The sequence below is a fragment of the Sorangiineae bacterium MSr11954 genome, from assembly GCA_037157815.1.
In the GTDB taxonomy this organism is placed as follows: Bacteria; Myxococcota_A; Polyangia; order Polyangiales; family Polyangiaceae; genus Pendulispora; species Pendulispora albinea.
On the sequence record CP089984.1, the window covers coordinates 4,501,977 to 4,525,457 of the forward strand.

Here is a 23,481-nt window from a genome sequence, read left to right on the forward strand (position 1 = left end):
ATGGTCGCGAGCGACATTTCCGCCTGGCTGCGCGCGCAGGAGCAAAAAGACCTCCTCCGGTTCGTCACCATCGGCTCGGTGGACGACGGCAAATCGACCCTCATCGGCCGGCTCCTGCACGACGCGCACGGCCTCTACGAAGACCAGCTGCACGCCGTGCGCCGCGCCTCCGTGCGCGGCTCCACGCGCGGCGAAGGGTCGACCTCGGAGATCGACTTTTCGCTCTTCACCGACGGGCTGCAGGCCGAGCGCGAACAAGGGATCACCATCGACGTCGCCTATCGGTATTTCACCACCGAGCGCCGCAAATTCATCATCGCGGACACCCCCGGCCATGTGCAGTATACACGCAATATGGCCACCGGGGCCTCCACCGCCGACGTGGCCTTGATCCTGGTGGACGCGCGCCTCGGCGTGCTGCCGCAGACGCGGCGGCACGCTCAAATCGCCGCGCTCTTGGGCATCTCGCACGTGGTCGTGTGCGTGAACAAGATGGACCTGGTGGGCTTCGATCGCGCCATCTTCGACTCCATCTCCGGGGCGCTGCGGGAGATCGGCGAGAAGCTCGGGTTGCGCGACATTCACGCCATTCCGGTGAGCGCGCTGGCGGGCGACAACGTGGTGAGCAAGAGCTCGCGCACCCCGTGGTGGAACGGCACCACCGTGCTCGAGCACCTGGAGACGGTGCAGGTGGTCCGCCAAGGGAGCGAGGGCTCGTTTCGTCTGCCGGTGCAGCTGGTGCTCCGGCCGGGCATTGGCTACCGCGGATTCGCCGGGCAAATCGTCTCCGGCACCGTCCGGCCCGGCGATGAGCTGGTGGCGCTTCCATCGGGGAAGCGGGCGCGCGTGGCGGGGGTCGACGTGGGTGGAAAGCCCGTGAACGCGGCGTTCGCGCCCATGAGCGTGGCCATTCGACTGAGCTCGGAGATCGACGTGAGCCGCGGCGACGTGCTGGCGCGCGCGGACGAGCCGCTCACCATCGGCACCGAATTCCAAGCCGACTTGGTGTGGATGAGCGAGCGCCCGCTGGACCGCGCCAAATCGTATTTGCTCAAGCACACCACGCGGCTCGTGCGCGCCGAGATCGACACCATCGTCCATGGCACCGACGCGGAGACGCTCTCGCCGGTGCCGAAGGAGACGCTCTCGCTCAACGACATTGCGCGCGTCCAAGTGCGCTGTCATGCGCCCATTTTCTTCGATCCGTACGCGGTGCACCGCGCCACGGGCGCCTTCATTCTGATCGATTCGGTCACCAACGATACGGTGGCCGCCGGCATGATCACCGCTGCTACCCGCGCGCACGCCCGCGAGGAGCGCTCCGGCGCGCACACCCAGGTGAGCCCCGACGAGCGGCGCACCCGCCTGGGGCAAACCGGGGCGGTCATCCGCATCACGGCGCCCTCGGACGAAGAGGCGCTCGGCGCCGCCTATGCGCTCGAGCGCGAGCTCTTCGATCAAGGCCGGGTCGCCACCGTGGTGCAAGGCAGCCGCGAGCCGCTGGACGCCGCCGCCGCGTGCGCCCGCGCCGGGATTTTTGCCGTGGTCGCGGGGCAAGGGACGGCTTGGGCCGCGGAGATCCGCGGCCCGCATTTGGAAGCGGCCGACCTGGAGCCGCGCCTGGAGGCGGCGGATCGCGATGGCCTGGTGCGCGCCATCGCGGGCGCGCTACTCGTGCAAACGTAGGCCTTTGAAGGCCTTGTCGGCGATGCCCCGCGGGCCGTAGATGGCGATGCCCGCGAGGCGAAGCTGCTTGGGATCGGCGCTGCGTACGGCGGCGCGGTTGTCGACGTCGTTGTTGGTCACGAACATCTCGTCCGTGTAGATGGCCGCGGACAGCCCGCGCTCCAAGGCCCGCGCGTGGGCGGACGAGAGCGCTTCGTAGGAGCCGGCGTAGACCAGCACCGGCTGCCGAAACAGGGCCAAATAGCGGCGACCGGCGGCGTCTTCGTACGGCTCGCCGGCGACTTCGTCGATGCCGATGGCCACCCCGCTCGCCAAAAAGGCCGTGACATTCAGCTTTTGCCAAGCGGCCAGATCGTCGCGCACCGCGATGGCAATCTTCGTATCGTATTTCATGGCGCACAGGGATGCGGCCCCGGGCATCCCGCGTCTTGAACGCTGGTGCGCGCGCAGGACCTCGGTCATCGCTAGAATGGTCTCCTACGACCGTGCAGCCGATGGAAACGAAGCGCGACGACTGGGTTCGCTATTTTCGGGCCGAGAATCAGCCCATCGAGGCGATGCACGCCTATTTTCGGACCCATCGCTACCACCCGCACAGCCACGACACGTACTCCTTCGGGGTGACCGAACGGGGCGTGCAGGCGTTTCGATGCCGCGGCGCGGAGCGGGCCAGCGTGTCGGGGATGGTCATCGCGTTCAACCCCGACGATCCGCACGACGGGCACGCGGGCGATGCGCCCGGGTTCGTCTACCGCATCGTGCACGTCGGCCCCGCGTTCGTCGCGCGCATCTTCGGCGACGCGCTGCAGGGCGGCTCACGCCAGGGTCTCCCGCTCTTTCGCGATCCGGTGTTCTCCGATGCGCGCGCCGAGCAGGCGCTCTCGCGCATGTTCGCGTGTCTCTTCGACGGCGGGACCGAGCTCGAGCGCGATGAGCGCCTGGCCGACGCGATCCTGGCGCTGTCGCAGAGGGCAGGGGTGACGCGCGAGCTGCGCACGGTGCGCGAGTCGTCCGCCGCCCGGGTTGCCCGGGCCGTGCGCGCGGAGCTCGAGGACCGCTTTGCGAGCGATATCGATCTCGAGGCGCTCGCACAATCCGTGGGGTGCAGCCGCTACGCCATGTACCGCGCCTTCGTCGCGCGATACGGCATGGCGCCCAGCGACTATCAACGGCAATGCCGATTGCGCGCTGCGCGCCGGCTCCTTCGCGAGGGCGGCTCGCTCGCGCAAGCGGCCGTGCAATCGGGCTTTGCCGATCAAAGCCATTTGACGCGATGGTTCGCGCGCTACTTTGGAATCACGCCGGGCATGTATCGACGCTCCGGGGAGCGATGATGGCCGTCCGCTCGCCACGTCGCGGCGGTCGCCGCGATCGTCGCGAGGGGCCAATGAGCGGTCGCCGCGAGGGCCGAATGGGCGAAGGCGGAGCGCACAGCCGCAGCGAAAAATTGACCCGGATACGGGGACGTCGCGCGCCGTTGGTCACGGGCGGGCTCAGCTCGCCGTCGCGACTTTGTTGACCAAATGCCTCTCCGCTTGGTACGTGCGGGGTTCGCGTAGATTGCCAAGGCGTTCCTGTCATCTCCTCTTTTCTCCCTTCGCTCCCTTCGGTCCTTTCACTTGCTGCGCGCCGCGCGTTTCGCTCGGCTCCCACAGCTTGTGGCTCCTGGGACACGCGCCGCGGACAGGCCAGCTCCAGACACCGTGCGATATCTGCGGCTGTATGACCTGGAAGGACCTGAGATGACATGAGGCCCGAGAGTTGCTCACCCCCAACGACGGAGAAACCAATGTCAAAACGTGTCGGAATTCTGATGGGGGGCTTGAGCCGTGAGCGCGAGGTATCCCTGCGAACGGGTGAAGGCGTGGCGGCGGCGCTGGAGGCGCGCGGGCACGACATCGTTCGTATCGTGATCGGCCCCGACACGGCGCCGGTCGACGAGCTCGTTCGCCAAGCCCGCATCGACGTGGCGTTCCTCGCGCTCCACGGGCGCGGCGGCGAAGATGGCTGCATGCAGGGCCTCTTGGAGTGGATGGGGATCCCGTACACCGGGTCGAGCGTCATCGGCTCCGCGCTGGCCATGGACAAGCTCAAAGCCAAAGAGCTTTTCCGCCTGCACAATGTCCCCACGCCCCCGTATTACGTGGCCACCGCGCGCGATCTGCCGGACTTGGAGGAGCTCCATGGGAGCTTCGGTTTCCCCGTGGTGGTCAAGCCGCGCGGCGAGGGCTCGTCCTTGGGCGTGCAGAAGGTGGGCTCGATGGCGGAGCTCGAGGCCGCGGTGCGCGGCGCGCTGGAGCTCGACGAGATGGTGCTGGTCGAGCGCTTCGTGCGCGCCATGGAGGTTCACGTCGGGGTGCTCGATGGGCGGGTGCTCGGGGCCATCGAGATCGTGCCGAAGAGCGGCGTTTACGATTACCACGCCAAGTACACGGCCGACGCCACCGACTACATTTGCCCGCCGCGCCTGGGCGGCACGCGCATCCGCGGGGTGCTCAACTTGGCCGAACGCGCGGTGCGCGCGCTCGGGTGCACGGGCGCCGTGCGCGTCGATTTGCTGGTGACCGAGGGCGAGAACGAGTACGTGCTGGAGGTCAATACGCTCCCCGGCATGACCCCCACCTCGCTGCTCCCCAAGATCGCCGGCGCCGCGGGGCTCGACTATGGCTCGCTGTGCGAGGCCATCCTCGACACGGCGCGTCTGCATGCGTCCATTCCGCACGCCAAGCGCCGTCCCACCCGCCTCGAGGTCCCCGAGGTCGCGCGCGAGTCCCGCGCCGGTCTGCGCCGCGTCGGCTGACGGAGCGCGGGCGCGCCGGGGGCAGGGGCGCGCGCCGGCCTCGTTCAATCCATGAGCAGGATGGCGCGCAGCTCGGCGAGCCGGGCTTCCTCCTCGTCGTCGCGGGCAGCGCCCTTGGCCACGAGGGCGCGCAGCTCGCCGTCGAGAAGGGTAAATTCCGCGGCGGTCAGAATCGGCCTTTGGCGTGCGAAGTACTGGTGGCGTTCGCGGTAATCGAGAAAGCGCTTGTGCGTTTGGGGGTCCACCAGCAGACGATGTGTCATGCTACCGTCACCCAGTGCAAGCTCTTCGGGTGGCCGGCCTGCGCAAAGACTACGGGGGCACGACCGCCGTAAGCGGGGTCGACGTGTCGTTCGAGACCGGAGAGGTCCACGCCGTCGTCGGTGAGAACGGCGCGGGCAAGAGCACGCTCCTGCGCATGGCGGCGGGCATCGTTCGGCCCGACGCGGGCGCCGTGTACATCGAGGATCGGCGCCTCGATCCCCATACGCCGGGGGAGGCGATCCGGCGCGGTGTCGGCATGGTGCAGCAGCACTTTGCGCTCATCCCGGTCTTCACCGTGCTCGAGAACATGGTGCTCGGCGCCGAGCCGGTGGCCTCGCTCGGCCGGCTCGATCTCGCCCGCGCCCGCGCCCGCGCCAAAAAGCTCCTGGAGGAGCTCGGATCGACCCTCTCGCTGGACGCTCCCGTCGAGAGCTTGGGGGTAGGGGACCGGCAGCGGATCGAGATCGCGCGCATCCTCTACCGAAAGGCGCGCATCCTCGTCCTCGACGAGCCCACCGCGGTGCTCACCCCGAGCGAGGCCGACGCGCTCTATGCGTCCTTGCGCCGCTTGGCCGCCGGGGGCGCCGCGGTCATCGTGGTCACGCACAAGATCGACGAGGTGGTGGCGTACGCCGACACGGTGACGGTGATGCGCCGCGGAACGTGGATCGAGACGCGCCCCGTCGTGCGCGAGCCGTCCGAGCGCGCGGCGGAGGTGAGCCGCTTGGCGCGCGCGATCATGGGGAGCGATCCCTCGCCCTGGGATCCCCGCTCGCAGCGCGCGCTCGGCGGGCCCGCGCTGGTGCTCAAGGGGGTGAGCCTCGGGCGCGTGCTGCGCGACGTCGGCTTGGAGGTTCGTTCGGCGGAGATCGTGGGCATCGCAGGGGTGGAGGGCAGCGGGCAGCGCGAGCTCCTGCAGGTGATCACCGGCGCCGTGCGCCCCGACCAGGGCACCGTGTGGAGCAAGACCAAGGTGGCGGTCGTGCACGAGGATCGCCACCGCGAAGGGCTGGTCCTCGACGCCGACGTGCGCGAAAATCTGCTCCTCGGCGAGCTGCGTCGCTTCAGCATCCTCGGCTGGCTGCGCCAGCGTGCCCTCGACCTCGAGGCGCGCGCCCGCAGCTCGCGCACCCGCATCGAGCCCTCCCGCATCGATGTTCCGGCGCGCGCCCTCTCCGGCGGGAACCAGCAAAAGATCGTCACCTCGCGCGCCCTGGTGCGGCTGACGCAAGGCTCCTCGGTGCTGGTGCTCGCGCACCCCACGCGCGGGGTCGACATCGCGTCCGCGCGCTCCATCCACGAGCAAATCGTGGACGTCGCCACCCGGAGGCGCGCGGCGGTGCTGATCATCAGCTCCGACCTGCAGGAGCTGCGCGCGCTCGCGGGCCGCATCTTGGTGATGGCGCGCGGACGCATCACCGCCGATCTCCCGCCGGGCGCGACGGACGCCGAGCTGGGCGAGCGTATGCTGGCGGCGCCCGTGGAGATGTCCGCGTGAGCTCGGGCGCGCGAAAGGCGATCTTCTCCACCGCGGCCGCGCTCCTGGGCGCGTGGATCGCGTTCGATCTTCTGGTCCTTGCGTACGGCGAATCGCCCGTTCGGCTTTTGACGTTGCTCGTCCAAGGAACGTGGGGGAGCCCGTACGGCATCGGCCAAGTCCTGTTCAAGGCCACGCCGCTGCTCTTTGCGGGCTTGGCGGTGCACGTGGGGCTGCGCGCGGGGCTCTTCAATATCGGCGCCGAGGGGCAGATCACGGTGGCGAGCTTGGGGGTCGCCGTCCTCGCCGCCAAGCTCCCTCCGCAGATGCCCGCGGCGCTCGCCGTGGGGTGTTCGCTGGTGGCGGCGGCCGGCTTCGGGGCCGCGTGGGCCTACCTGCCGGCGATCTTGCGCGCGCACTACGGCGCGCACGAGGTCATCTCGACCATCATGATGAACCGGCTGGCGGAGGCCTGCGCCGGCCTTGGCTTCGCGTACGGCCTCTCGCGCCCCGACACGATCCGCACGCCGGACATCGCCCCGGCGGCGCGCATTCCTCGCCTGGAGTCGGCGATTCCGGCGCTCGCCGGGAGCGCCGCGTCGATGGCGCTCGTGCTCGCGGTGGCGATGACCGCGCTGGTGGTGTGGGCCGGCCGCCGCACGTACCTCGGCCGCGAGATGGCGCTCCTCGCGCAGAACCCCGTGGCTTGCGCGGCCGAGCGCATCCCGGTGCAGCGCCGGCTGGTCCAAGCGCTGGCCGTCTCGGGCGCTATCGCCGCGCTGGTGAGCAGCGGCACGGTGCTCGGTTACAAAGGCTACTACGAGCGCGGCCTGGGCGCGGGCGCGGGCTTTACGGGGCTCGCAGTGGCGCTCCTCGGCCGCGAGAGCGCGATCGGGCTGGTGCTGGCGGCCTTGCTCTTCGGCACCTTGGCGCAGGGCGGCCTCGCGCTCAACGCCTATGTGCCCATGGAGGTCATGGACGTGATTCAGGCCGTGGTCATCGTCGCGGTGGCCCTGGCCGATGTGCGCATTCGCAGCCTCATCGCCGGCTCGTTGCGCGTGGCGGTCGCGCGATGACCCTCCTCCTCGCCGTCTTCTCCCTGAGCATGCTGGGGCAAACCTTGCGCACCACCGTGCCGTACGTGTGCGCCGCGCTCGGGGGGCTCTGGAGCGAGCGAAGCGGCGTCGTGAACATCGCCCTCGAGGGGCTGCTCTTGGTGTCGGGCATGGCCTCGGTCATGGTGCATCACGCGACCGGCAGCGCGTGGGCCGGTGTGCTCGCGGGCGCGGGCGCCGCGGCGCTGTTTGCCCTGGTGCACGCGCTGCTCGTGGTCTACGGTCGCATCGACGCCATCGTCAGCGGGATCGCGCTGAACCTCTTGGCCGCGGGCACCACCCGCTTCCTCCTGCGCGCGCTCTACGACTCGTCGTCGAACTCGCCCTCGGTGACCGGCTTTCGCATCCCGGCGCTCGATGGGGCGTCGGGCATCCTCTGCTTGGCCCGCACGTTGATCGATCCTCTGACCGTGCTGGCCGTGCTCGCGGGGGCCCTCACGTGGTTTTATTTGTATCGTACACGCTTTGGGCTTCGGGTCCGGGCGGCCGGCGAGGATCCGGACGCGGCGGCGAGCGTGGGGGTGCGCGTGTCGCGCCTGCGCGTGGTGGTGGTCACGTTGGGCGGTGCCATCTGCGGGCTGGGCGGGGTGGCGCTGGCGTACGATCAGCACCAGTTCCAGGCGGGGATGAGCGGAGGCCGCGGCTTCATCGCGGTGGCGGTGGTGGTGCTCTCGGGCTGGCGGCCGGTGCACGTGGTGGTGGCGTGCACCGCCTTTGCGGCGCTCGAGGCGCTGCAGGTGGTGCTGCAGGGGCGCACCCACGTGCCGTCGGACTTGGTGCAGATGCTCCCCTATGTCTTCACCTTGGGCGCGCTCTTCTTCGTGGCGCGCCGCCGGAGCATCGGCGGACGCGCGCCCGCCGGGCTCGGGAAGATGGAGAGCTCATAGCGAAAGGCGGCCGAAGATGGGCGCGCCGTCGCGCAGCACCAGGCGGGTGCGCGGGGTGCCCCAGGGCTGGACGATCGCGTGCTCGTGCGGGAGATCCCACACGACCAGATCGGCCTGGGCGCCTCGTCGAAGGGCGCCGCGCTGGGGGAGGTCGAGCGAGCGCGCCGCCCAGCGCGTGGCGCCCAGGATCGCCTCCTCGGGCGTGAGATCGTAGTTGCGCACGCCCAGGGCGAGCGCCAGGGGGAGGCTCTCGGTGGGCGCCGTTCCGGGGTTGGCGTCGCTCGCCACCACCAGCGGCACCCCCGCCGCGCGAAGCTTGGCGACCGGGGGCGGCGCCTGCTTCAAGGTGAAGCTGGCGATCGGCAAGAGCACCGCGTGCGTTCCTGCGCGCGCGAGCGCCGCGATGCCGGCGCCGCTGACCTGCTCCAGGTGGTCGACCGAGTGCGCCCCGAGCTCGGCCGCGAGCTCGGCGCCGCCGATGTCCGCGAACTGCCCCACGTGAAGGCGCAAATGAAAGCCGAGCGCGCGCGCCTTCTCGCCCAGCGCGCGCCCCTCGTCGATCTGGAACGCGCTGGCGTCGAGGTAGGCGTCGACGAAGGCGGCGAGGTTCTCCTCGCGCACCCGCGGAAGGAGCTCCTCCACCACGCGCCGCACGTACCCGCCCCGATCGGCGCGCGCCTCGGGCGGGAGCGCGTGCAGGGCGAGGAATGTCGGCACCACCGCCGGCAGCTCCGGTCGATTCGTGCACGCGGCGATGGCGCGCAGCTGTTTCAGCTCGTGCTCCGGCAGGAGCCCGTAGCCGCTCTTGACCTCGCACGTGGTGACCCCGAGCTGCGCGGCGCGCAAGAGCCGGGCGCGTAAGAGCTCGACCAACGCCTCGGGCGATGTATCGGCCACCGCGCGAAAGGTGGACACGATGCCGCCGCCCGCCTTGGCGATCGCTTCGTAGTCGCCTCCGGCCATGCGCACGGCGTACTCACCGTGCCGCGAGCCGGCCCACGCCAGGTGCGTGTGCGCGTCGATCAGGCCCGGGGTCACCACCGCGCCGCCCACGTCGGTCACCGGCACATTGGGATCGCGCGCCTCCGGCGGACCGATCCACGCGATCTTGCCGTCTGCGATGGTGACCGCCCCCGGCTCCAGCGCGCCCAGCGCATTGCCGGCGGTCGCCCGCGATTCGTCGCACGTCACCACGCGCGCCGCCACCAACGTGAACGGCGATGCGCCCGGCGGCGTGCGGACCGACGGCGCGCTCACGACGTTTGTCCCCGGGCCGCGAGCTCCGCGAGCTCCTCCAGTTCGTTGCGAACGCCCCGCGATTTTTCTCCGCCCACGATTTGCACGAGCTTCTCCCTTTCCCGTTCCGGCCGCATGGGAAGCGCGCGAAGAACGGCTACGCGCGCCTGCGCCTCCTCGCAGCGCAAACGAAATGTGCTGCGCGCCTCGGCGCGGCGCACCAGCGCTTCGTGGGCGCGCGCCTGCGCCTCTTCGTTCGCGCAAATGAGGAGCAGATCGCACCCGGCCTCGACGGCGTCGACCGCGAGCGCATCGATGGGGGCGAGCGCGGCCACCGCCTTCATCTCCAGATCGTCGGAGAGGAGCGCGCCGCGAAAGCCGAGCTGGTTGCGAAGAATGTCCGTGCAGATGACCTTCGACAAGGTGGCCGGCTTGTCATCGAGGGCCGGATAGACCACGTGCGCCGTCATGAGCGCCGCGATGCCCGCGCGGGCCGCGGCCGCGAAGGGGGCGAGCTCCACCCGCTCCAGCCGCGCGCGATCCCCGTGCACGGTCGGTCGATCGAAATGCGAATCTTTCTCGGTATCGCCGTGCCCCGGGTAGTGCTTTCCGCAGGCGAACAGCCCCGCCTTTTGCAGCCCGCGCGCAAAGGCGAGGGCCATCGCGGTCACCGTCTCGGGCGTGCGGCCAAAGGCGCGATCGCCGATGACGGGGTTGTCCGGATGCGTATGAATGTCCAGCACGGGCGCGAACGAGGTGGTGAACCCCAACGCCATGAGCTCGCTGCCTTGCGCTTCGGCCACCCGCTCCACGAACGCCTCGTTCAAGGTGGCGCCCAACCGCGCCGCGGGCGGGAGCGTGAGCACCGGCGGTCCAAGCCGCGCCACCCGTCCGCCTTCTTGGTCCACCGCCACGATGGGCGAGCCGGTCGCATTCGGCGAGGCCGCGGCGCGGATGCTCGCGGTGAGCTCGCTGACGGCGAGAACGTCTTGCGTCACATTGCGCCGGAAGAGGATCGCGCCCGCGCGCTCACCGGCCGCGAGCGCACGCGCATAGCTCGAGGGAAGGCTCGTCCCCGCGAACCCACCTAGGATCATCTGCCCGCACGTCTCCGCGAGTGTCATTTCCCGTCTCCGCCGCAACGTACCGCGCCCACTAGCTTTTCCTCGTCATGGAAGGTACGGCCTATCCTAAGTTATCCATGCGCATGCTGGGCAAAGTGAATCTTCTGGGGCCGACCTGGCTCCTGCCCTCGTTCTTCGTTCTTGCTTGCACGGGCAGCGGTCCCGCCACCGCGTCGCGCACGGGGGCGCCCGCGACGGTCGCAACGGTCGCACATGCTCCCGATGGGGCGAAGGCACCCGTCACGTTCGGCGCGGCGTTCACCGAGAGCAGCCTCGCAGCAGGCGGAAAGCCGGCGGCGAAGAAGCTCCTCACGGTGCCCGAAGCGCGAAGGTACATGCTGGCGCTCATCAACCGCGACCGCGCTACGCAGAAGCTCCCGCCCGTCGAGCTCGATGAGGGCGCCGCCCAAACGGCGGGGCAGCGGCACGCCGAGGACATGGCCAAGCATGGCTTTCTCGGCCATTGGGGCACCGATGGGTCGGTGCCGGAGCAGCGCTACACGGAGGCGGGCGGCGCGGACTTCGTGCAGGAGAACGCGCTCTGCTTCACCGATCAAAAAGGACGCACGCTCGATGCGCGCCCGCTCATCGACTCCGAGGCGCTCGACAAGAGCGAGGCCATGTTCTTCAACGAGGTGCCGCCCAACGATGGCCACCGCAAGAACATCCTGAAGCCGTACCACAAGAAGGTCGGCATCGGCGTCGCGCAGCCGCGCGGCACGGACGTGGAGCTCCCCGTCCCCTGTTTTGCGCAGGAGTTCATCGACTCCTACGGCCAATACGCGCCCTTGCCCAAGAAGGCCAAGCTGGGCGGGACCGTTCGCATCGAGGGGACCATGCACGCCCCCGCCACCTTCGGCGGCATCGGGGTAGCCCGCGCGGCCACCCCGCGCCCCATTCCCGTGGCGGAGCTCAACACGCGCCGGAGCTACCCGGTTCCCAACCCGTACCAGATGTATTGGCCCCCCGGCTTCCGCACGCCCATTCCCATTCAGGTGAATGGCAAGAACTTCGCGCTCGACCTGCCGCTCTCGGACGGCGGCAAGGCGGGCATGTACGAGGTCAGCATCTGGGCGCGCGTGCCGGGGTCTCCGGATTTCGTGATGGTCAGCTTGCGCACGTTGCGCGTGGAGTAGCGCGCATCACTCCCACTTGGACTTCATCTGCGGCGGCGTGTAGTTCGCGATTTGCGTGACCAGCTTGTCGGCGTCGGAGTCGACCAGGACCATGTGCCGGTGCTCCTCCTTGAGGAACCCTTCGCTGGCCATGCGATCGATGGCCGCCATCAGCGCATCGTAGTAGCCGGCCACGTTGAGCCAAGCGCACGCCTTCTTGTGGAAGCCGAGGACGCCCCATGTCCACACCTCGAAGGCCTCCTCCAAGGTGCCGGTGCCGCCCGGGAGCGACACGAAGCCGTTCGAGAGCTCGGCCATCAACGCTTTGCGCTCGTGCATCGACTCGACCACGCGCAGATCGGTCAGGCCCTTGTGCGCGATCTCACGATCCACCAGCGCGCGCGGGATCACGCCGATGACCTCCCCGCCGGCGGCGAGCGCCGCGTCGGCGACCGCGCCCATCATGCCCACGCTCGCACCACCGTAAACGAGGCCGATCCCGCGCGTGGCCAGCAAATGACCGAACGCGCGCGCGGCCTCCATGTAGTCCGGGCGCTTGCCCGCACTCGACCCACAGAAGACACATATTCTCATCGTTCGTTCACCATAGTCGATCAGCGTCCGGGTGCCACTCGGCCCGGGGCGCCGAGCTCGCGCGCGCGGGCGATGGCGCGCGCACCCTCGTTGCGCCATGACGTCTTTTCGTCAGCCGACGCGAGGAAGCTCGGTCCGAAGGCGGAGAGGAACTCGCCGTAACGAAGCCACATTTCCGGATCGGTGGGGCGCTCGCGGGTGCCGCGTTCGAGGTAGTGGCGCGCCATGTGCGCGTCGCGCTCGGTGGTGCCCGGGTGATGGAACAGGATGAACGAAGGTCCGTAACGATAGACGGGCGCGTGATCGGGCTCGAGGGCCAAAATGGAGTCGAGGTAGCGCGTCAGATGCACGAAGGGGCGCCGTTCGGCCAGGTGCGTTCCGTACTCCACCGTGACCTTCGACCAGAGGATGTCCGCGGCCGCGGCCCGGTAGCCAAGGGTGGCTGCGCGCAGAACGCCGGGGGAGGGGAGCGCATAACGATCCTCGCGTTCGCCGATGGCGTGCACCGTGCGCGCGAGCCGGGGCTGCACCGCGAAGATGCCTGCCACCAGCGCCGCCACCCACGACGCGGCGAGGAGGCGCTTCACTCCAGTTCCGATTGCACGAACATGCCCGGCTCGATTTTCACGCCGATGACCTGGCCGCCTTGGCCGCCGCTGCTCTCGGTCACCCCGCGGATCTCGAAGGTGCTGGTGACGGTGTCGCCGTCGAAGTCGGCGTGGGCATGGGCGACGAAGCGGCTCTCGCTCGGGCCCGGCTCGGAGTCGAAGCCAAAGGAGAACGCGTGCGCCACGCCCTCGTCGACGGCGCGAAAGCCGAGGGCCTTCCAGGTTGGCGTGTCCCACGCGCCCACCGGATCGGGCTCGCGTTTCCCGCGCGGTACGGTGGGCGGGGTGAGGGGCGCGCTCGGCGGAAAGGCGTCGGGGATGGCGCGGTCGCGCGCATACTGCGATGCCCCGTTGGCGATGGCGGCCAGGCCGTCGATGGGCTCGGCGAAGCGCGATGCGTGAAGCTCCTTCACGAAGGCGGGGATGGCGACCGCAAACAACGAACCGAAGATGGCGATGCCCACCGCCACCTCCACGGGCGACACGCCACGCTCGGAGGTGCGCCGCGTGCACCGCGTCCGCCGCGTGAGGATGCGTGCGCGGTCGGGGCTCGTCTCGCTTCTCGTCACCACCACTACTCCTCTGGGTTTTGGCGCTCCATGACGGGCGACACCTTGGCATGCAGCGTCTCGTCGGGCGCTACCGTGATCGAGTACCGGGACATGATCCCGTCGCCGTCGAGATCCCCTTGCGCGATGGCGGTGGCCTTCGCCTGGGGGCCGCTCCCTTGCGATTCGAAGGAGTACGCATAAAACTGCGCCTGCGGCAATGAAAAATGCAGCTCCGCCCATGGCGAGGCGGACCAATCGGCGAGCGCGCTCTGGTAGCGCCGGCCCCGGACATCGGTCAGATTCGGCGGCACGCTGGCGCGCGAGCTCGGCGGGAAATGCCGCATGGCCTTGGCGGATTCGGGCTGCGTCCCCGCCGGCTGGTTCGCGTCCGACGTGTCGTAGTAGTTGGCCGCGGCGGCGGCCATGGCGTTGAGCGAGCCGACGGCCTCCGCCGTTTTGGCGTGGCGGAGGTAGCGGGCCACGAAGTACATGGCGATGGCCACGATGATGCTCGTGAGGGCGAGCGCGTTCACGACCTCGATGAGGGTAAACCCACGTTTCGTCGCCACCGCCCGCTGCACCGGCCGGAACATACCGCGAACGCGCCTGAGGTGCTCTTTTCTTTTGCCGGTTACGGTTTCTTGAAGCGCAACGTCATGCGGTCGCTCTCTCCGATGGCGAGGTATTTTTCGCGATCGGTTGCGCCGAGCTCCAAGGTGGGCGGCAAGGTCCACACCCCCTTGGGATAATCCTTGGTGTCCTTGGGGTTGGCGTTGATTTCGGATTTGGCGTCGAGGACGAAACCGGCCGCCTTCGCGAGCTGGATGACCGTCTCCTCGGGCACGTACCCGGTATCGGCCGACTTCTTCGCGTCGGTGCCGGGGGCCGCGCGATGCTCCTCCACGCCCAGGACGCCGCCGCGCTTGAGGACCTGGAAGGCCGCCGCGAACACCTTGTCGGCGAAGCCGTCGCCCATCCAGTTGTGGATGTTTCGGAAGGTGACCACCACGTCGGCGGAGCCATCGGGGCCGAGCGAAAGGTAGCTGGGCGGGTTGATGATCTTGACGTCGACCTGGTCATAAATCCCCGGCGCACCGCGGAGCTTGGCCGCAAACTTCTGCGCGTTCTCGCGCTGCTCGCCGTTGGGGCCCACGGGGGCGAAGTTGGTGACCGTGAGCTTTCCCCGATCGCGAAGCACGGGCGCGAGCACCGCCGTGTACCAGCCGCCGCCCGGCCAGAGCTCGACGACCTTCATCTCCGGCTTGATCCCGAAGAACGCGAGGGTCTCCTGGGGGTGCCGGTAGCGGTCGCGCGCGCGCTCCTTCTCCGTGCGGTGCTGGCCGGCGAGGGCCCAACGAATGCGCCCCTCGGGGTCCGCCGGGGCGGGCGTGCTGCTGACGATGGTTCCAGGCCCTTCGGATCCGGGCGCCGGGGTGACGGTGGTGTTGGCCGCGGGGGCGACGGCGGTGGTGGTCTTCGGCGGCTCCGAGGCGGCGGGCGCCGAGCCACTACAGGCAAGAACCGTGGTGCAGAGAATCGCAAGGCAGCCGAGGGAGCGCATGTGCATGGAACACGCTTATACGGCGCTCGCAGCGCGTGGCAAGAGACGACGGTGGGCATCGCGACCCGCCGGGGGCGGGCGAGGGTGACGCGAAGTTCCGAGGGTGACGCGCCGCTTCGGGGATGACGGGACGTCGCGTGCCTGAAGCCTGAGTCCGAGGCGGGGGGCGGCCGCGCGACTTCGGCGGACACCCGAGGCGGGCGGCCGCGTGTCTTTGGCCCAAAATGCGGAAAGCCGGCGAAAGGTGGAGCTTCCGAGAGCGACTTTTTTGCCTTCATTTCGGGCGCGCAGTACCACCGGTTCGCGCCCGATGTTCCCCAAGATCCGGGATTTTCTCCACTATCCGCTCATCACCATCTCCGGCGGGGACATTACGCCCGGCTCGGTCATCGTCGGCGTGGTCGTCGTTTTTCTGTCGGCCATCCTGGCGAGCATCGCATCGCGCTGGCTTCGCACCTTGCTGGGCGCGCGGGGCCTATCGCACGGGGCGCAGTTCGCGGCGTCCAAGATCCTTCGCTACAGCGTCGTTCTTTTGGGGGTGCTCGTCGGTTTGAGCTCGATGGGCATCAAGCTGGACGCGCTCATCGCGGCCTCCACGGTGCTGGCCGTCGGTATCGGTTTCGGTCTGCAGAACGTCGTTCAGAACTTCATTTCGGGGTTGGTGCTGCTCATCGAGCAGCCGGTCAGCAAAGGGGACTTCGTCAAGGTCGGCAATGCGTACGGGGTCATCGAGGACATCGGGCTTCGCGCCACGCAGATCATCACGCGCGACGAGGTGACCATCATCGTCCCCAACAGCGAGCTGATCGCGTCGGCCGTCATCAACCACTCGCGGCCCACGACCAACTTGCGCATCCAAGTCACGGTCGACGTCTCCGCCAAATGCGATACGGCGTTGGTGCGCGATACCTTGCTCGAGGTCGGCGCCAAGCACCCCGAGGTCATCACCACCCTGGGGGTCGAGGTCCGCCTGGACGCCTGCAACGAGCCCGCGTTCCTCTTCGTGCTCCTCGTCTGGATCCCCGATCCGCGCGAAGATCTCCGCATCGCCTCCGATCTGCGGTTCGCCATCGAGGCCGCGTTCAAGGAGAAGGGCATCGAGGGGCCCATCCCGGAGCGCATCAACTACCACCGCGCGGGCTTGCCGCGCGCGCTGCGGGAGAATTAGGTGAAGCTGCTTCTGCCCTCTGCCAACGGGAACGGGCCGAGGAGATCGGGCGCAAGATGAGGGCACTTATTTCGTAACTTATTTGGCCCGGAGCCACGACCCTGTCTAAAGGCGTCGTGTGAGGAGAGTCCGATGGCGGCGATGACCGAGAGCTGCAGCATCTGCACCCGACGTTTCGACGTACAGTTTCGATATCAGATGGAGGAGCGGGAAGGCGGCTTTTCCTTCTTTTGCTCGCAGGCGTGCCACGACAAGCAAATGCGCGGTGAGGCCGCCGGCGGTGTCGTCTGCAAGGCGTGCGGCAAACGATTTTCGGTGGAGCTGGTATCTCAAGTTTTGCGCGTGCGCGGCGAGCGCACCTACGCCTGCTCCGAGCCGTGCCGGACGCAGCTCCTCGCGGAGGCCAACGGCGTGAGGCTCGGCGCGATGGCCGCCGCCGAAGCCGCAGCGGCCGCCGCCGCCGTCGAGACCGCGAAGGCGGAGGCCGCAGCAAAGGCCGCCGAGGCCGCGAAGACCACCGAGCCGGCGAAGAGCCCCACCCGCGAGAAGCCCGCGGCCAGCGCCCCCAAGAAGCCAATGCGAGGCCCGCGCCGCTTGGCGATCTTCAACCACAAAGGCGGAACGGGGAAGACCACCACCAGCGTGAGCATCGCCGCCGGCCTCGCCGCGCGCGGGCTGCGCGTGCTCTTGGTCGACACCGACTCGCAGGGCAATGTCGGCGTCTCGCTGAATGTCAAGGCCACGACGTCGCTCTACCACGTGTTGGTCATGGGCATTCGCGCGTCGGACGCCGCGGTCAATGTGCGGCCCAACCTGGACGTGCTCATCTCCAACGAGACCTTGGCGGCCGCGGAGCTGTACTTGGCGGGCCGGCAAAACCGCGACCGCATTTTGCGCGAGCGGCTCATGGCCGTCGAGGACGGCTACGACGTGGTGATGCTCGACTGCTCGCCGTCGCTGTCGCTCCTCAACCAGAACGCGCTGGTGTTCGCCGACGGCATTCTGGTGCCCGTCGCCTGCGACTACCTCTCGCTGGTGGGCGTGCGGCAGGTGCTCAAGACGGTGAAGAACGTCAACTCGCTGCTCCGCCACCCGGTGCAAATCTTCGGTGTGCTCCCGACCTTCTACGACGCGCGCGCGCGCATCTGCCGCGACGCGGTGGAGACCTTGAAGGAGCACTTCGGCGAGCGGTGCCTGCCGCCCATCCGCCAGACCATCAAGATCAAAGAGGCGCCGGCCCAAGGCCGCACCATCTACGAGTACGCGCCCGACTCGAACGCGGCCGACGACTACAAGCGCATCGTCGACATCATCGTGGACGGCGCCGACGCGCGCCGCGGCTCGTCCACGGAGGCGGCGGACGACGGTGAGCTCATGGCCACGGCCTGAGCCTGACCCGCGCGAGGCCGCGGATCGCATCGCGATCACCCCGCCGCGGGCTGGCCCATGCGCCCGATGTGCCCGATGTGCCGATCGACACCGGCATCATCACGATGAACGTTCAAGGATATGTGAGCAAAAGTAGCAGAGGATCCAGCAAGGAGAGACACCATGGCAGCGCGGGATGAAGGTATGGCGACAGCGCGCGTGCTCGACGCGGACGAAGTACAAGGAGTCCTTTCGGGCCGCTTTTATGCACCGGCGGACGCCGCCCCCGCGCGCGCGCCGTCGCGTGCATCGTTGGAGAAGCCGACGCACTACAAAGTGATCTGCATCTCCATGTACACCAAGGATCTGGACCGCCTCGATCAGCTCGTGGACGAGCTGAAGTCGAGGGGGATGACCAAAGCGAACCGCAGCGCCTTGATCCGCGCGGCGCTCGATCAGCTCGATTTGGACAAGGTCCCGCGCGGAATGTAAAGCGGTCCGGCTTGCCGCGCCGCTCGGGTGACCCCAAACCGGCACGTGGCCGCACGTCGATCCGTGCGCGCCGGAGCGAGTGAATACCCATGCTGCCCGCCACCTTGTCCGCGCTATCGTCGTTTCCCGATACCCTCGAGCGATTCTTCGACGAGGTCCCCGAGCGCTTCTTGAACTGGGCCCCTCCCTCGTGGGAGGGCGTGCCGAGCGAGAGCTTGACGGTGCTCGAGCAAGTGTGCCACGTGCGCGACATCGAGATCGACGGCTACCAAGTCCGTCTGCGCCGCATGCTCACCGAGCCGAACCCGGTCCTCGTCTCCCTCGACGGCTACGAGCTCGCCGCCTCGCGCCACTACACCACCGCGAACCCCGACGAAGCCCTCGCATCTTTCCGCGTCGCCCGCCTCCAAACCGTCGCCGCCATCGCCGAGCTCTCCGAAGCCCAGTGGTCGCGCCGCGGCTCGTTCGAAGGCCATGAGCTCACCGTCAAGGGCCTCGTCCACTTGCTCTGCAGCCACGACCAGCAGCACCTGGCGGGCATCCAGTGGCTACTGGCGCGCATCGAGGGCGAGGCTCGCTGAGCCTCGTTGAACGCCGGAGCCGAGATCCGGTCAGCGTTCGCTTGGCGTCTTGGTCGACGCGATCGCGATGACGACGCGTTCGGCCTGTATCTCCTACGCGATCATCCGATAGCTCGGACCCGGCTCCGTCGATGTCGTCCGCGAGCTCGCGAAGCGCAGCCGCATAGGCATGGCCGCTGCGCGAATCGGTTCTACCGCGCCCGGCCCGCCTTGCGCCCCACCAACTCGGCGTCGAAGGCGCTCGGGCAGATGTCGTTCACGGGGCATGCCTCGCAGTCGGGCTTGATCGCCTTGCACACGCGGCGGCCGTGGAAGATGAGGACGTGGCTCGCGTGGTCCCACTCGCTCTTGGGCAGCAGGGCGCAGAGATCTTGCTCGATGGTGATCGGCTCGTCGTTCTTCGTCCAGCCGAGGCGCTGGGAGATGCGCTGCACGTGCGTGTCGACGACCACGCCCTCGGGGGTGCCGAAGGCGACGCCGAGGACGACGTTGGCGGTCTTGCGGCCCACGCCGCGCAATTTGGTGAGCTCCTCCAAGGTGCGGGGGACCTCGCCGCCATGGTTGGTGACGATGCCCTCCGCCAGCGCCAGGAGGCTCTTGGTCTTCTGCCGGTACATGCCGATGCGGCTGATCAGCGCCTCGATGTCCTCCGGTTTGGCCTTCGCCATGTCCGCCGCAGTGGGGTAGCGCTCGAACAGCGCCGGGGTGAGCTTGTTCACCGCCACGTCCGTGCTCTGCGCGCTCAGGACCGTCGCGCACAGAAGCTCGAACGCGTTCCTGTGATCGAGCTCGCAGTGCGCGTCCGAGTGGTACTCCGCCAAGCGCCGAAACATCTCGAGCCGCTCGGGCTTGGAGGGCACGGCGGACTTCTTCGGCGCCGCCGGCTTTGCGGCCGCAGCCTTCTTTGGCGCGGCCGGCTTTGCAGCGGCGGACTTGGCCGCAGCCGCCTTTGCCGGCTTTGCTTTCGCGCTCGAACCCTTCTTGATGACGGCCTTGGCCGCCTTCGTCGTGGCGGTGACCATGGCGTCAGTTCAAGGTCGACGGGGGGCCGCCGTCGCTGCTCGGTGGGGTGCCTTCGCCGTCCGGCGGGGGCGGGAGCATGCTGCCGCCGGCCGATTCGGCGCCCTCTTCGGAGCTCTCCTCGAGGCGCTCGAGGGCGACCACGCGCTCTTCGTCCTCGACGGTCATGATCTTCACGCCTTGGGCGTTGCGGCCCGTCTCGCGGATTTCGTCGGTGCGGGTGCGGAGCATCTGGCCGCGATCGGTGATCAGCATGACCTCGTCGCCGTCTTTGACGAGGACGACGTCGACCACCGGGCCATTGCGCTCGCTGGCGTCGATGAGGATGATGCCCTTGCCGCCGCGGTTCTGCGAGCGGAACTCGTCGAGGAGGGTGCGCTTGCCGTAGCCCTTTTCACAGAGGGCGAGCACGTAGGGGCGGTCGGGCTGCGTGACGCCCATGCCCACCACCGCGTCGTCGTCGCCCAGCTCGATGGCCTTCACGCCCATGGTGGCGCGCCCGGTGGCGCGCACCTGCTTCTCGTCGAAGCGGATGGACATGCCCTGCTTGGTCGCGATGATGAACTCGCGCTCGCCGTCGGTGAGCGCCGCCGCCAAGAGCTGATCGTCGCCCTCGATCTTGACGCCGATGATGCCTTTTTCGCGGAAATTCTCGAAGTCCGTGAGCTCGCTCTTCTTGATTTGCCCCCGGCGCGTGAGCGTGACCACGAACTTGCCCGCCTCGATCTTCGGCACCTCCACGATGGCCGCCACCTTTTCGCCCGGCTCCATGCCGACGAAGTTGACGATGGCGCGGCCCTTGGCGTTGCGGGCGGCGAGGGGGATCTCGTACACCTTTTTGACGTAGACCTTCCCCTTGTCGGAGAAGAAGAAGACGTAGGCGTGGGTCGAGGCGGCGAAGAGCTGGGTGACCCAGTCCTCGTCGCGCGCCTCCATGCCGATTTTGCCCTTCCCGCCGCGGCGCTGCGCACGGTACGCGCTGGGGCTCGTGCGCTTGATGTAGCCGTTGTGGGAGATGGTGACGACCATGTCCTCTTCTTGGATCAGGTCCTCGTCCTGGATGTCGGCTTCGCTGGCGATGATTTCCGTGCGGCGCTTGTCCGCGTACTTGCTCCGGATCTCCTCCAGCTCCGCGACGATGACGTCGAAGAGGAGCCGCTCGTCGGCCAGAATCGCCTGCAGGCGCGCGATGGTCTCCGAGAGCGCGCCGTACTCCGCCGCCAGCTTCTCCATCTCGAGGCCCGTGAGGCGCGACAAGCGCATCTCGAGGATGGCCTTCGCCTGGCGCTCCGACAGGTAGTACTCGCCGCGCTTCTTGGCCGCCTCGATCTCGGAGGCCGGGCGCCCGGCGCGCATGACGAAGCTCTCGAGGCCCACCAGCGGCAGCTTGAGCAGATCGGCCTTGGCCTGATCGGAGTCGCGGGCGGCGCGGATGGTCTTGATGACCTTGTCCACGTCGGTCACCGCCATGCCGAGGCCCTCGACGATCTCGCGCGCCGCCTCCGCCTGGTTCAACTCGAACCGGGTGCGGCGGGTGACCACGTCGCGGCGGTGCTCGACGAAGACGGCCAACGTCTCGCGCAGGTTGAGCACGGCCGGGCGGCCGCCCACGATGGCGAGGTTGATCACGCCGAACGACGTTTGCAGCTCCGTCTGCCGGTAAAGCTGGTTGATCATGACCTGAGGGACGACGTCCTTCTTCAGCTCGATGACCAGGCGGATGCCCTCGCGATCGGACTCGTCGCGGACCTCGCTGATGCCCTCGATCTTCTTCTCGCGAATCAGCTCGCCGATCTTGGCGTGCACCCGCGCCTTGTTGACCTGGTACGGGATCTCGCTCACCACGATGAGCTCGCGCTCGCCCTTGCCGGGCGCCTTCTCCACGTCCATGCGGGCGCGCATCACGATGCTGCCGCGGCCCGTGCGCTGCGCGGCCTCGATGCCGGTGCGCCCGTAAATGAAGCCGCCGGTGGGGAAGTCGGGGCCCGGGATCAGGCGCATCAAGTCTTCGATGGGCGCCTCTGGGTTGCGGATCAAGTGGATGGTCGCGTCGATGACCTCGCCCAAATTGTGCGGCGGGACATTGGTGGCCATGCCGACGGCGATGCCGCCCGACCCGTTGATGAGCAGGTTGGGGACGCGCGCCGGCAGGACGGTGGGCTCCTCCAGCCGATCGTCGAAGTTGGGCGCGAAATCGACGCACTCTTTCTCGAGATCGTTGAGCAGCTCCATCGCCATGCGCGACAGGCGTGCTTCCGTATAACGGTAGGCGGCCGGGGGATCGCCGTCGACCGAGCCGAAGTTTCCTTGGCCGTCGACCAGCATGTAGCGCATGGAAAAATCCTGCGCGAGACGCACCATGGCGTCGTAAACGCTCATGTCGCCGTGCGGGTGGTACTTACCGAGCACGTCCCCGACGACCGTGGCGCTCTTTCGATGGCCGCTGCCGGGCAGAATCTTCTGCTCGTACATCGAGTAGAGGATGCGGCGGTGCACGGGCTTCAAGCCGTCGCGAGCATCGGGGATGGCGCGCCCGATGATGACGCTCATCGCGTAGTCGAGGTAGCTCGTGCGCATCTCGTCCTGGATCGAGACCGGGACGCGCTGATTCATGTTGGTCGTCGGGATGTCGTCGTTCGACATTGGGAGTGTGTTCCTACTATTTTCTGCGCCGTTTCTCTACCCACCGCGGGGTGCGCGTGCATGTAGCACGAACCCACCCCGCGCCTGCGGGCTCGGTAGCCTCGGCAAGACGCGAGGGGGCAGGTTTTAGCACGCACCCATGAGGTCGGCGTATCGAGAAAATAGCGGCGAGCCCTCCCTCGGCCCCGGCGCTCGCGCGTGCGGCGCGCCGCGCCTTCGCCTAGGCTAGGCGCCGAGCCGCTGCGATTCGAGGAAGTCGCGAACCTTCTGCGGCGCGCGGCCCGTGAGCTCCTCGAAGGCGTTCGTGACCGCGGCGAATTCGCCCTTGGCGATGGCGATGTCGAAGGTCACCAGCATCTCGGCCACATAGGGCGGCAGCTTGTGCTCCACGAGCGCCGCCCGCAGCACCTCCGGCGGCGCCGAAACGTGCGCCAGCGGCTTTTGCGCGAGCTCGCTCACGATGGCGGCGACCTCGGCGCTGGAGAGCGGCTCCGAGCCCGTGATCTCCAGGGTGCGGCGGCCCGAGAAGGGGGCAGTCAGGGCCGCGGCCGCGACGCGCGCGCAATCCTCGCGGGTAATGAAGGCCGTTTTTCCGTCGCCGCGCGCGTTCACCAGCTTCCCAGTGGCCAGGGCGTTGGGGAGCCCGAGCAGGAGCAGGTCGATGTAAAGATTGTTGCGCAAAATCGTGAACCCCAGGCTCGATGCCGCCAGCGCTTCCTCGGTCTTGCGGTGATCGGGGGCGATGCTCACCGGCGATCCGGGGTGCGGATTGGTGAGGGAGGTGTACACGACGTGCTGGACACCCGCCGCCTCCAGCGCTTTGACGGCGGCCAGGTGCTGCCGGAGGCGACCGTCCGGTTCGGGGGTGGGCTCGGTGCTGATCAGCAGCGCACGATCCGCGCCCGAGAACGCTTGGCTCAGGTCTCCCAGGTCTCCCAGGTCTTTCAGGTCTTTATGGCTCGAATCGCCGCCGGCGAAGTCGGCGCGGCGGACCTCGACCCCCTTGGCCGCGTACTCTTTCAAGTGGTCCGGGTTGCGTGTGGTCGCGATGATGGGGCCCGCGTTCTCGGCGAGAAGAAAATCGAGCACGCTCCGCCCGAGTTTGCCCGAGGCGCCGGTGACGAGGAGACGGGAACCCGAAGAATGCGCGATGGATGACATGGTCGGCCTCACTGCTGGGTGCTGCGTTCG

General features: G+C 68.5%; 23 protein-coding genes. 11 read left to right on the forward strand and 12 right to left on the reverse strand.

From position 1 onward, the window contains the following. Window positions 1–1,686 (forward strand): GTP-binding protein, encoded by a 1,686-nt coding sequence (locus LZC94_17725; GenBank protein WXB19065.1) that lies wholly within the window; start codon window positions 1–3, stop codon window positions 1,684–1,686. Here LZC94_17725 and LZC94_17730 read toward each other — a convergent pair. Continuing rightward, window positions 1,669–2,148: a DUF2000 domain-containing protein gene (locus tag LZC94_17730; GenBank protein ID WXB19066.1), complete on the reverse strand. Its 480-nt coding sequence runs from the start codon at window positions 2,146–2,148 to the stop codon at window positions 1,669–1,671. The genes LZC94_17725 and LZC94_17730 overlap by 18 nt on opposite strands. A 32-nt stretch (window positions 2,149–2,180) precedes the next feature. Between LZC94_17730 and LZC94_17735 the strand changes: the two genes are divergently transcribed. Continuing rightward, entirely contained in the window at window positions 2,181–3,020 is an 840-nt protein-coding gene (locus LZC94_17735) for an AraC family transcriptional regulator (protein WXB19067.1), read from the forward strand. A 455-nt stretch (window positions 3,021–3,475) separates the two neighbouring features. Further along, on the forward strand, window positions 3,476–4,486 hold the full coding sequence (locus LZC94_17740) for a D-alanine--D-alanine ligase (protein ID WXB19068.1): 1,011 nt from the start codon (window positions 3,476–3,478) through the stop codon (window positions 4,484–4,486). A 44-nt stretch (window positions 4,487–4,530) separates the two neighbouring features. On the opposite strand, the gene LZC94_17745 is transcribed toward LZC94_17740, so the two are convergent. Continuing rightward, complete coding sequence (locus LZC94_17745) at window positions 4,531–4,749, reverse strand: hypothetical protein (GenBank protein WXB19069.1); 219 nt, start codon at window positions 4,747–4,749, stop codon at window positions 4,531–4,533. 14 nt (window positions 4,750–4,763) lie between these two features. On the opposite strand from LZC94_17745, the gene LZC94_17750 reads away from it, so the two are divergent. Genes LZC94_17750 through LZC94_17760 form a run of 3 tightly spaced genes read left to right on the forward strand, consistent with a single transcriptional unit; the run spans window position 4,764 to window position 8,229 of the window. Next, window positions 4,764–6,248 carry an ATP-binding cassette domain-containing protein gene (locus LZC94_17750; GenBank protein WXB19070.1) on the forward strand — a complete coding sequence of 495 codons (1,485 nt, stop codon included), beginning with the start codon at window positions 4,764–4,766 and terminating at the stop codon, window positions 6,246–6,248. Then, complete coding sequence (locus LZC94_17755; GenBank protein ID WXB19071.1) at window positions 6,245–7,303, forward strand: ABC transporter permease; 1,059 nt, start codon at window positions 6,245–6,247, stop codon at window positions 7,301–7,303. The genes LZC94_17750 and LZC94_17755 overlap by 4 nt, the downstream gene beginning before the upstream one ends. Next, window positions 7,300–8,229, forward strand: coding sequence for an ABC transporter permease (locus LZC94_17760; protein WXB19072.1), 930 nt, complete (start codon window positions 7,300–7,302; stop codon window positions 8,227–8,229). Before LZC94_17755 ends, LZC94_17760 begins: the two co-directional genes overlap by 4 nt. Here the strand turns inward: LZC94_17760 and hutI are convergent. Together hutI and nagZ are read right to left on the reverse strand one after the other, a co-directional pair. Next, complete coding sequence (gene hutI / locus LZC94_17765) at window positions 8,224–9,486, reverse strand: imidazolonepropionase (GenBank protein ID WXB19073.1); 1,263 nt, start codon at window positions 9,484–9,486, stop codon at window positions 8,224–8,226. The genes LZC94_17760 and hutI overlap by 6 nt on opposite strands. Further along, window positions 9,483–10,589, reverse strand: coding sequence for a beta-N-acetylhexosaminidase (gene nagZ, locus LZC94_17770; GenBank protein WXB19074.1), 1,107 nt, complete (start codon window positions 10,587–10,589; stop codon window positions 9,483–9,485). Before nagZ ends, hutI begins: the two co-directional genes overlap by 4 nt. Before the next feature lie 77 nt (window positions 10,590–10,666). Between nagZ and LZC94_17775 the strand changes: the two genes are divergently transcribed. Then, on the forward strand, window positions 10,667–11,725 hold the full coding sequence (locus LZC94_17775) for a CAP domain-containing protein (GenBank protein ID WXB19075.1): 1,059 nt from the start codon (window positions 10,667–10,669) through the stop codon (window positions 11,723–11,725). A gap of 6 nt (window positions 11,726–11,731) precedes the next feature. Here LZC94_17775 and LZC94_17780 read toward each other — a convergent pair whose 3' ends face one another. From LZC94_17780 to LZC94_17800, 5 genes are all read right to left on the reverse strand, one after another. Beyond that, window positions 11,732–12,298, reverse strand: a complete 567-nt coding sequence (locus LZC94_17780) for a TIGR00730 family Rossman fold protein (protein WXB19076.1) — start codon at window positions 12,296–12,298, stop codon at window positions 11,732–11,734. A 20-nt stretch (window positions 12,299–12,318) separates the two neighbouring features. After that, a complete protein-coding gene (locus LZC94_17785; protein WXB19077.1) occupies window positions 12,319–12,885 on the reverse strand; it encodes a hypothetical protein in 567 nt (188 codons plus the stop codon). After that, the gene (locus tag LZC94_17790; GenBank protein WXB19078.1) at window positions 12,882–13,478 is read right to left on the reverse strand and encodes a hypothetical protein; all 597 of its coding nucleotides are present in this window, start codon (window positions 13,476–13,478) and stop codon (window positions 12,882–12,884) included. Before LZC94_17790 ends, LZC94_17785 begins: the two co-directional genes overlap by 4 nt. A gap of 2 nt (window positions 13,479–13,480) precedes the next feature. Continuing rightward, window positions 13,481–14,026 (reverse strand): type II secretion system GspH family protein, encoded by a 546-nt coding sequence (locus tag LZC94_17795; GenBank protein ID WXB19079.1) that lies wholly within the window; start codon window positions 14,024–14,026, stop codon window positions 13,481–13,483. Between the two features lie 62 nt (window positions 14,027–14,088). Continuing rightward, complete coding sequence (locus LZC94_17800) at window positions 14,089–15,024, reverse strand: methyltransferase (GenBank protein ID WXB19080.1); 936 nt, start codon at window positions 15,022–15,024, stop codon at window positions 14,089–14,091. A 304-nt stretch (window positions 15,025–15,328) separates the two neighbouring features. On the opposite strand from LZC94_17800, the gene LZC94_17805 reads away from it, so the two are divergent. The 4 genes from LZC94_17805 to LZC94_17820 all read left to right on the forward strand — a co-directional run bounded on the left by LZC94_17805 (window position 15,329) and on the right by LZC94_17820 (window position 18,627). Beyond that, complete coding sequence (locus LZC94_17805; protein WXB19081.1) at window positions 15,329–16,186, forward strand: mechanosensitive ion channel; 858 nt, start codon at window positions 15,329–15,331, stop codon at window positions 16,184–16,186. Window positions 16,187–16,318: 132 nt separating this feature from the next. Then, window positions 16,319–17,575 (forward strand): ParA family protein, encoded by a 1,257-nt coding sequence (locus tag LZC94_17810; GenBank protein WXB19082.1) that lies wholly within the window; start codon window positions 16,319–16,321, stop codon window positions 17,573–17,575. Window positions 17,576–17,737: 162 nt separating this feature from the next. Next, the gene (locus LZC94_17815; GenBank protein WXB19083.1) at window positions 17,738–18,046 is read left to right on the forward strand and encodes a hypothetical protein; all 309 of its coding nucleotides are present in this window, start codon (window positions 17,738–17,740) and stop codon (window positions 18,044–18,046) included. A gap of 89 nt (window positions 18,047–18,135) precedes the next feature. Beyond that, window positions 18,136–18,627, forward strand: coding sequence for a DinB family protein (locus tag LZC94_17820; GenBank protein WXB19084.1), 492 nt, complete (start codon window positions 18,136–18,138; stop codon window positions 18,625–18,627). A gap of 191 nt (window positions 18,628–18,818) precedes the next feature. Here LZC94_17820 and nth read toward each other — a convergent pair whose 3' ends face one another. The 3 genes from nth to LZC94_17835 form a co-directional block, all read right to left on the reverse strand. Continuing rightward, window positions 18,819–19,649 (reverse strand): endonuclease III, encoded by an 831-nt coding sequence (gene nth / locus LZC94_17825; GenBank protein ID WXB19085.1) that lies wholly within the window; start codon window positions 19,647–19,649, stop codon window positions 18,819–18,821. Window positions 19,650–19,653: 4 nt separating this feature from the next. Next, complete coding sequence (gyrA, locus tag LZC94_17830; GenBank protein WXB19086.1) at window positions 19,654–22,290, reverse strand: DNA gyrase subunit A; 2,637 nt, start codon at window positions 22,288–22,290, stop codon at window positions 19,654–19,656. Between the two features lie 225 nt (window positions 22,291–22,515). After that, complete coding sequence (locus LZC94_17835) at window positions 22,516–23,451, reverse strand: SDR family oxidoreductase (protein ID WXB19087.1); 936 nt, start codon at window positions 23,449–23,451, stop codon at window positions 22,516–22,518. Window positions 23,452–23,481: the final 30 nt, after the last annotated feature.

Bases quoted from the DNA above. Each gene is read 5' to 3' on its own strand.
- LZC94_17725 (WXB19065.1), top strand. From the start codon at position 1: ATGGTCGCGAGCGACATTTCCGCCTGGCTGCGCGCGCAGGAGCAAAAA.
- LZC94_17730 (WXB19066.1), bottom strand. From the start codon at position 2,148: ATGACCGAGGTCCTGCGCGCGCACCAGCGTTCAAGACGCGGGATGCCC.
- LZC94_17735 (WXB19067.1), top strand. From the start codon at position 2,181: ATGGAAACGAAGCGCGACGACTGGGTTCGCTATTTTCGGGCCGAGAAT.
- LZC94_17740 (WXB19068.1), top strand. From the start codon at position 3,476: ATGTCAAAACGTGTCGGAATTCTGATGGGGGGCTTGAGCCGTGAGCGC.
- LZC94_17745 (WXB19069.1), bottom strand. From the start codon at position 4,749: ATGACACATCGTCTGCTGGTGGACCCCCAAACGCACAAGCGCTTTCTC.
- LZC94_17760 (WXB19072.1), top strand. From the start codon at position 7,300: ATGACCCTCCTCCTCGCCGTCTTCTCCCTGAGCATGCTGGGGCAAACC.
- nagZ (WXB19074.1), bottom strand. From the start codon at position 10,589: ATGACACTCGCGGAGACGTGCGGGCAGATGATCCTAGGTGGGTTCGCG.
- LZC94_17775 (WXB19075.1), top strand. From the start codon at position 10,667: ATGCGCATGCTGGGCAAAGTGAATCTTCTGGGGCCGACCTGGCTCCTG.
- LZC94_17780 (WXB19076.1), bottom strand. From the start codon at position 12,298: ATGAGAATATGTGTCTTCTGTGGGTCGAGTGCGGGCAAGCGCCCGGAC.
- LZC94_17800 (WXB19080.1), bottom strand. From the start codon at position 15,024: ATGCACATGCGCTCCCTCGGCTGCCTTGCGATTCTCTGCACCACGGTT.
- LZC94_17805 (WXB19081.1), top strand. From the start codon at position 15,329: ATGTTCCCCAAGATCCGGGATTTTCTCCACTATCCGCTCATCACCATC.
- LZC94_17810 (WXB19082.1), top strand. From the start codon at position 16,319: ATGGCGGCGATGACCGAGAGCTGCAGCATCTGCACCCGACGTTTCGAC.
- LZC94_17815 (WXB19083.1), top strand. From the start codon at position 17,738: ATGGCAGCGCGGGATGAAGGTATGGCGACAGCGCGCGTGCTCGACGCG.
- LZC94_17820 (WXB19084.1), top strand. From the start codon at position 18,136: ATGCTGCCCGCCACCTTGTCCGCGCTATCGTCGTTTCCCGATACCCTC.
- nth (WXB19085.1), bottom strand. From the start codon at position 19,649: ATGGTCACCGCCACGACGAAGGCGGCCAAGGCCGTCATCAAGAAGGGT.
- gyrA (WXB19086.1), bottom strand. From the start codon at position 22,290: ATGTCGAACGACGACATCCCGACGACCAACATGAATCAGCGCGTCCCG.
- LZC94_17835 (WXB19087.1), bottom strand. From the start codon at position 23,451: ATGTCATCCATCGCGCATTCTTCGGGTTCCCGTCTCCTCGTCACCGGC.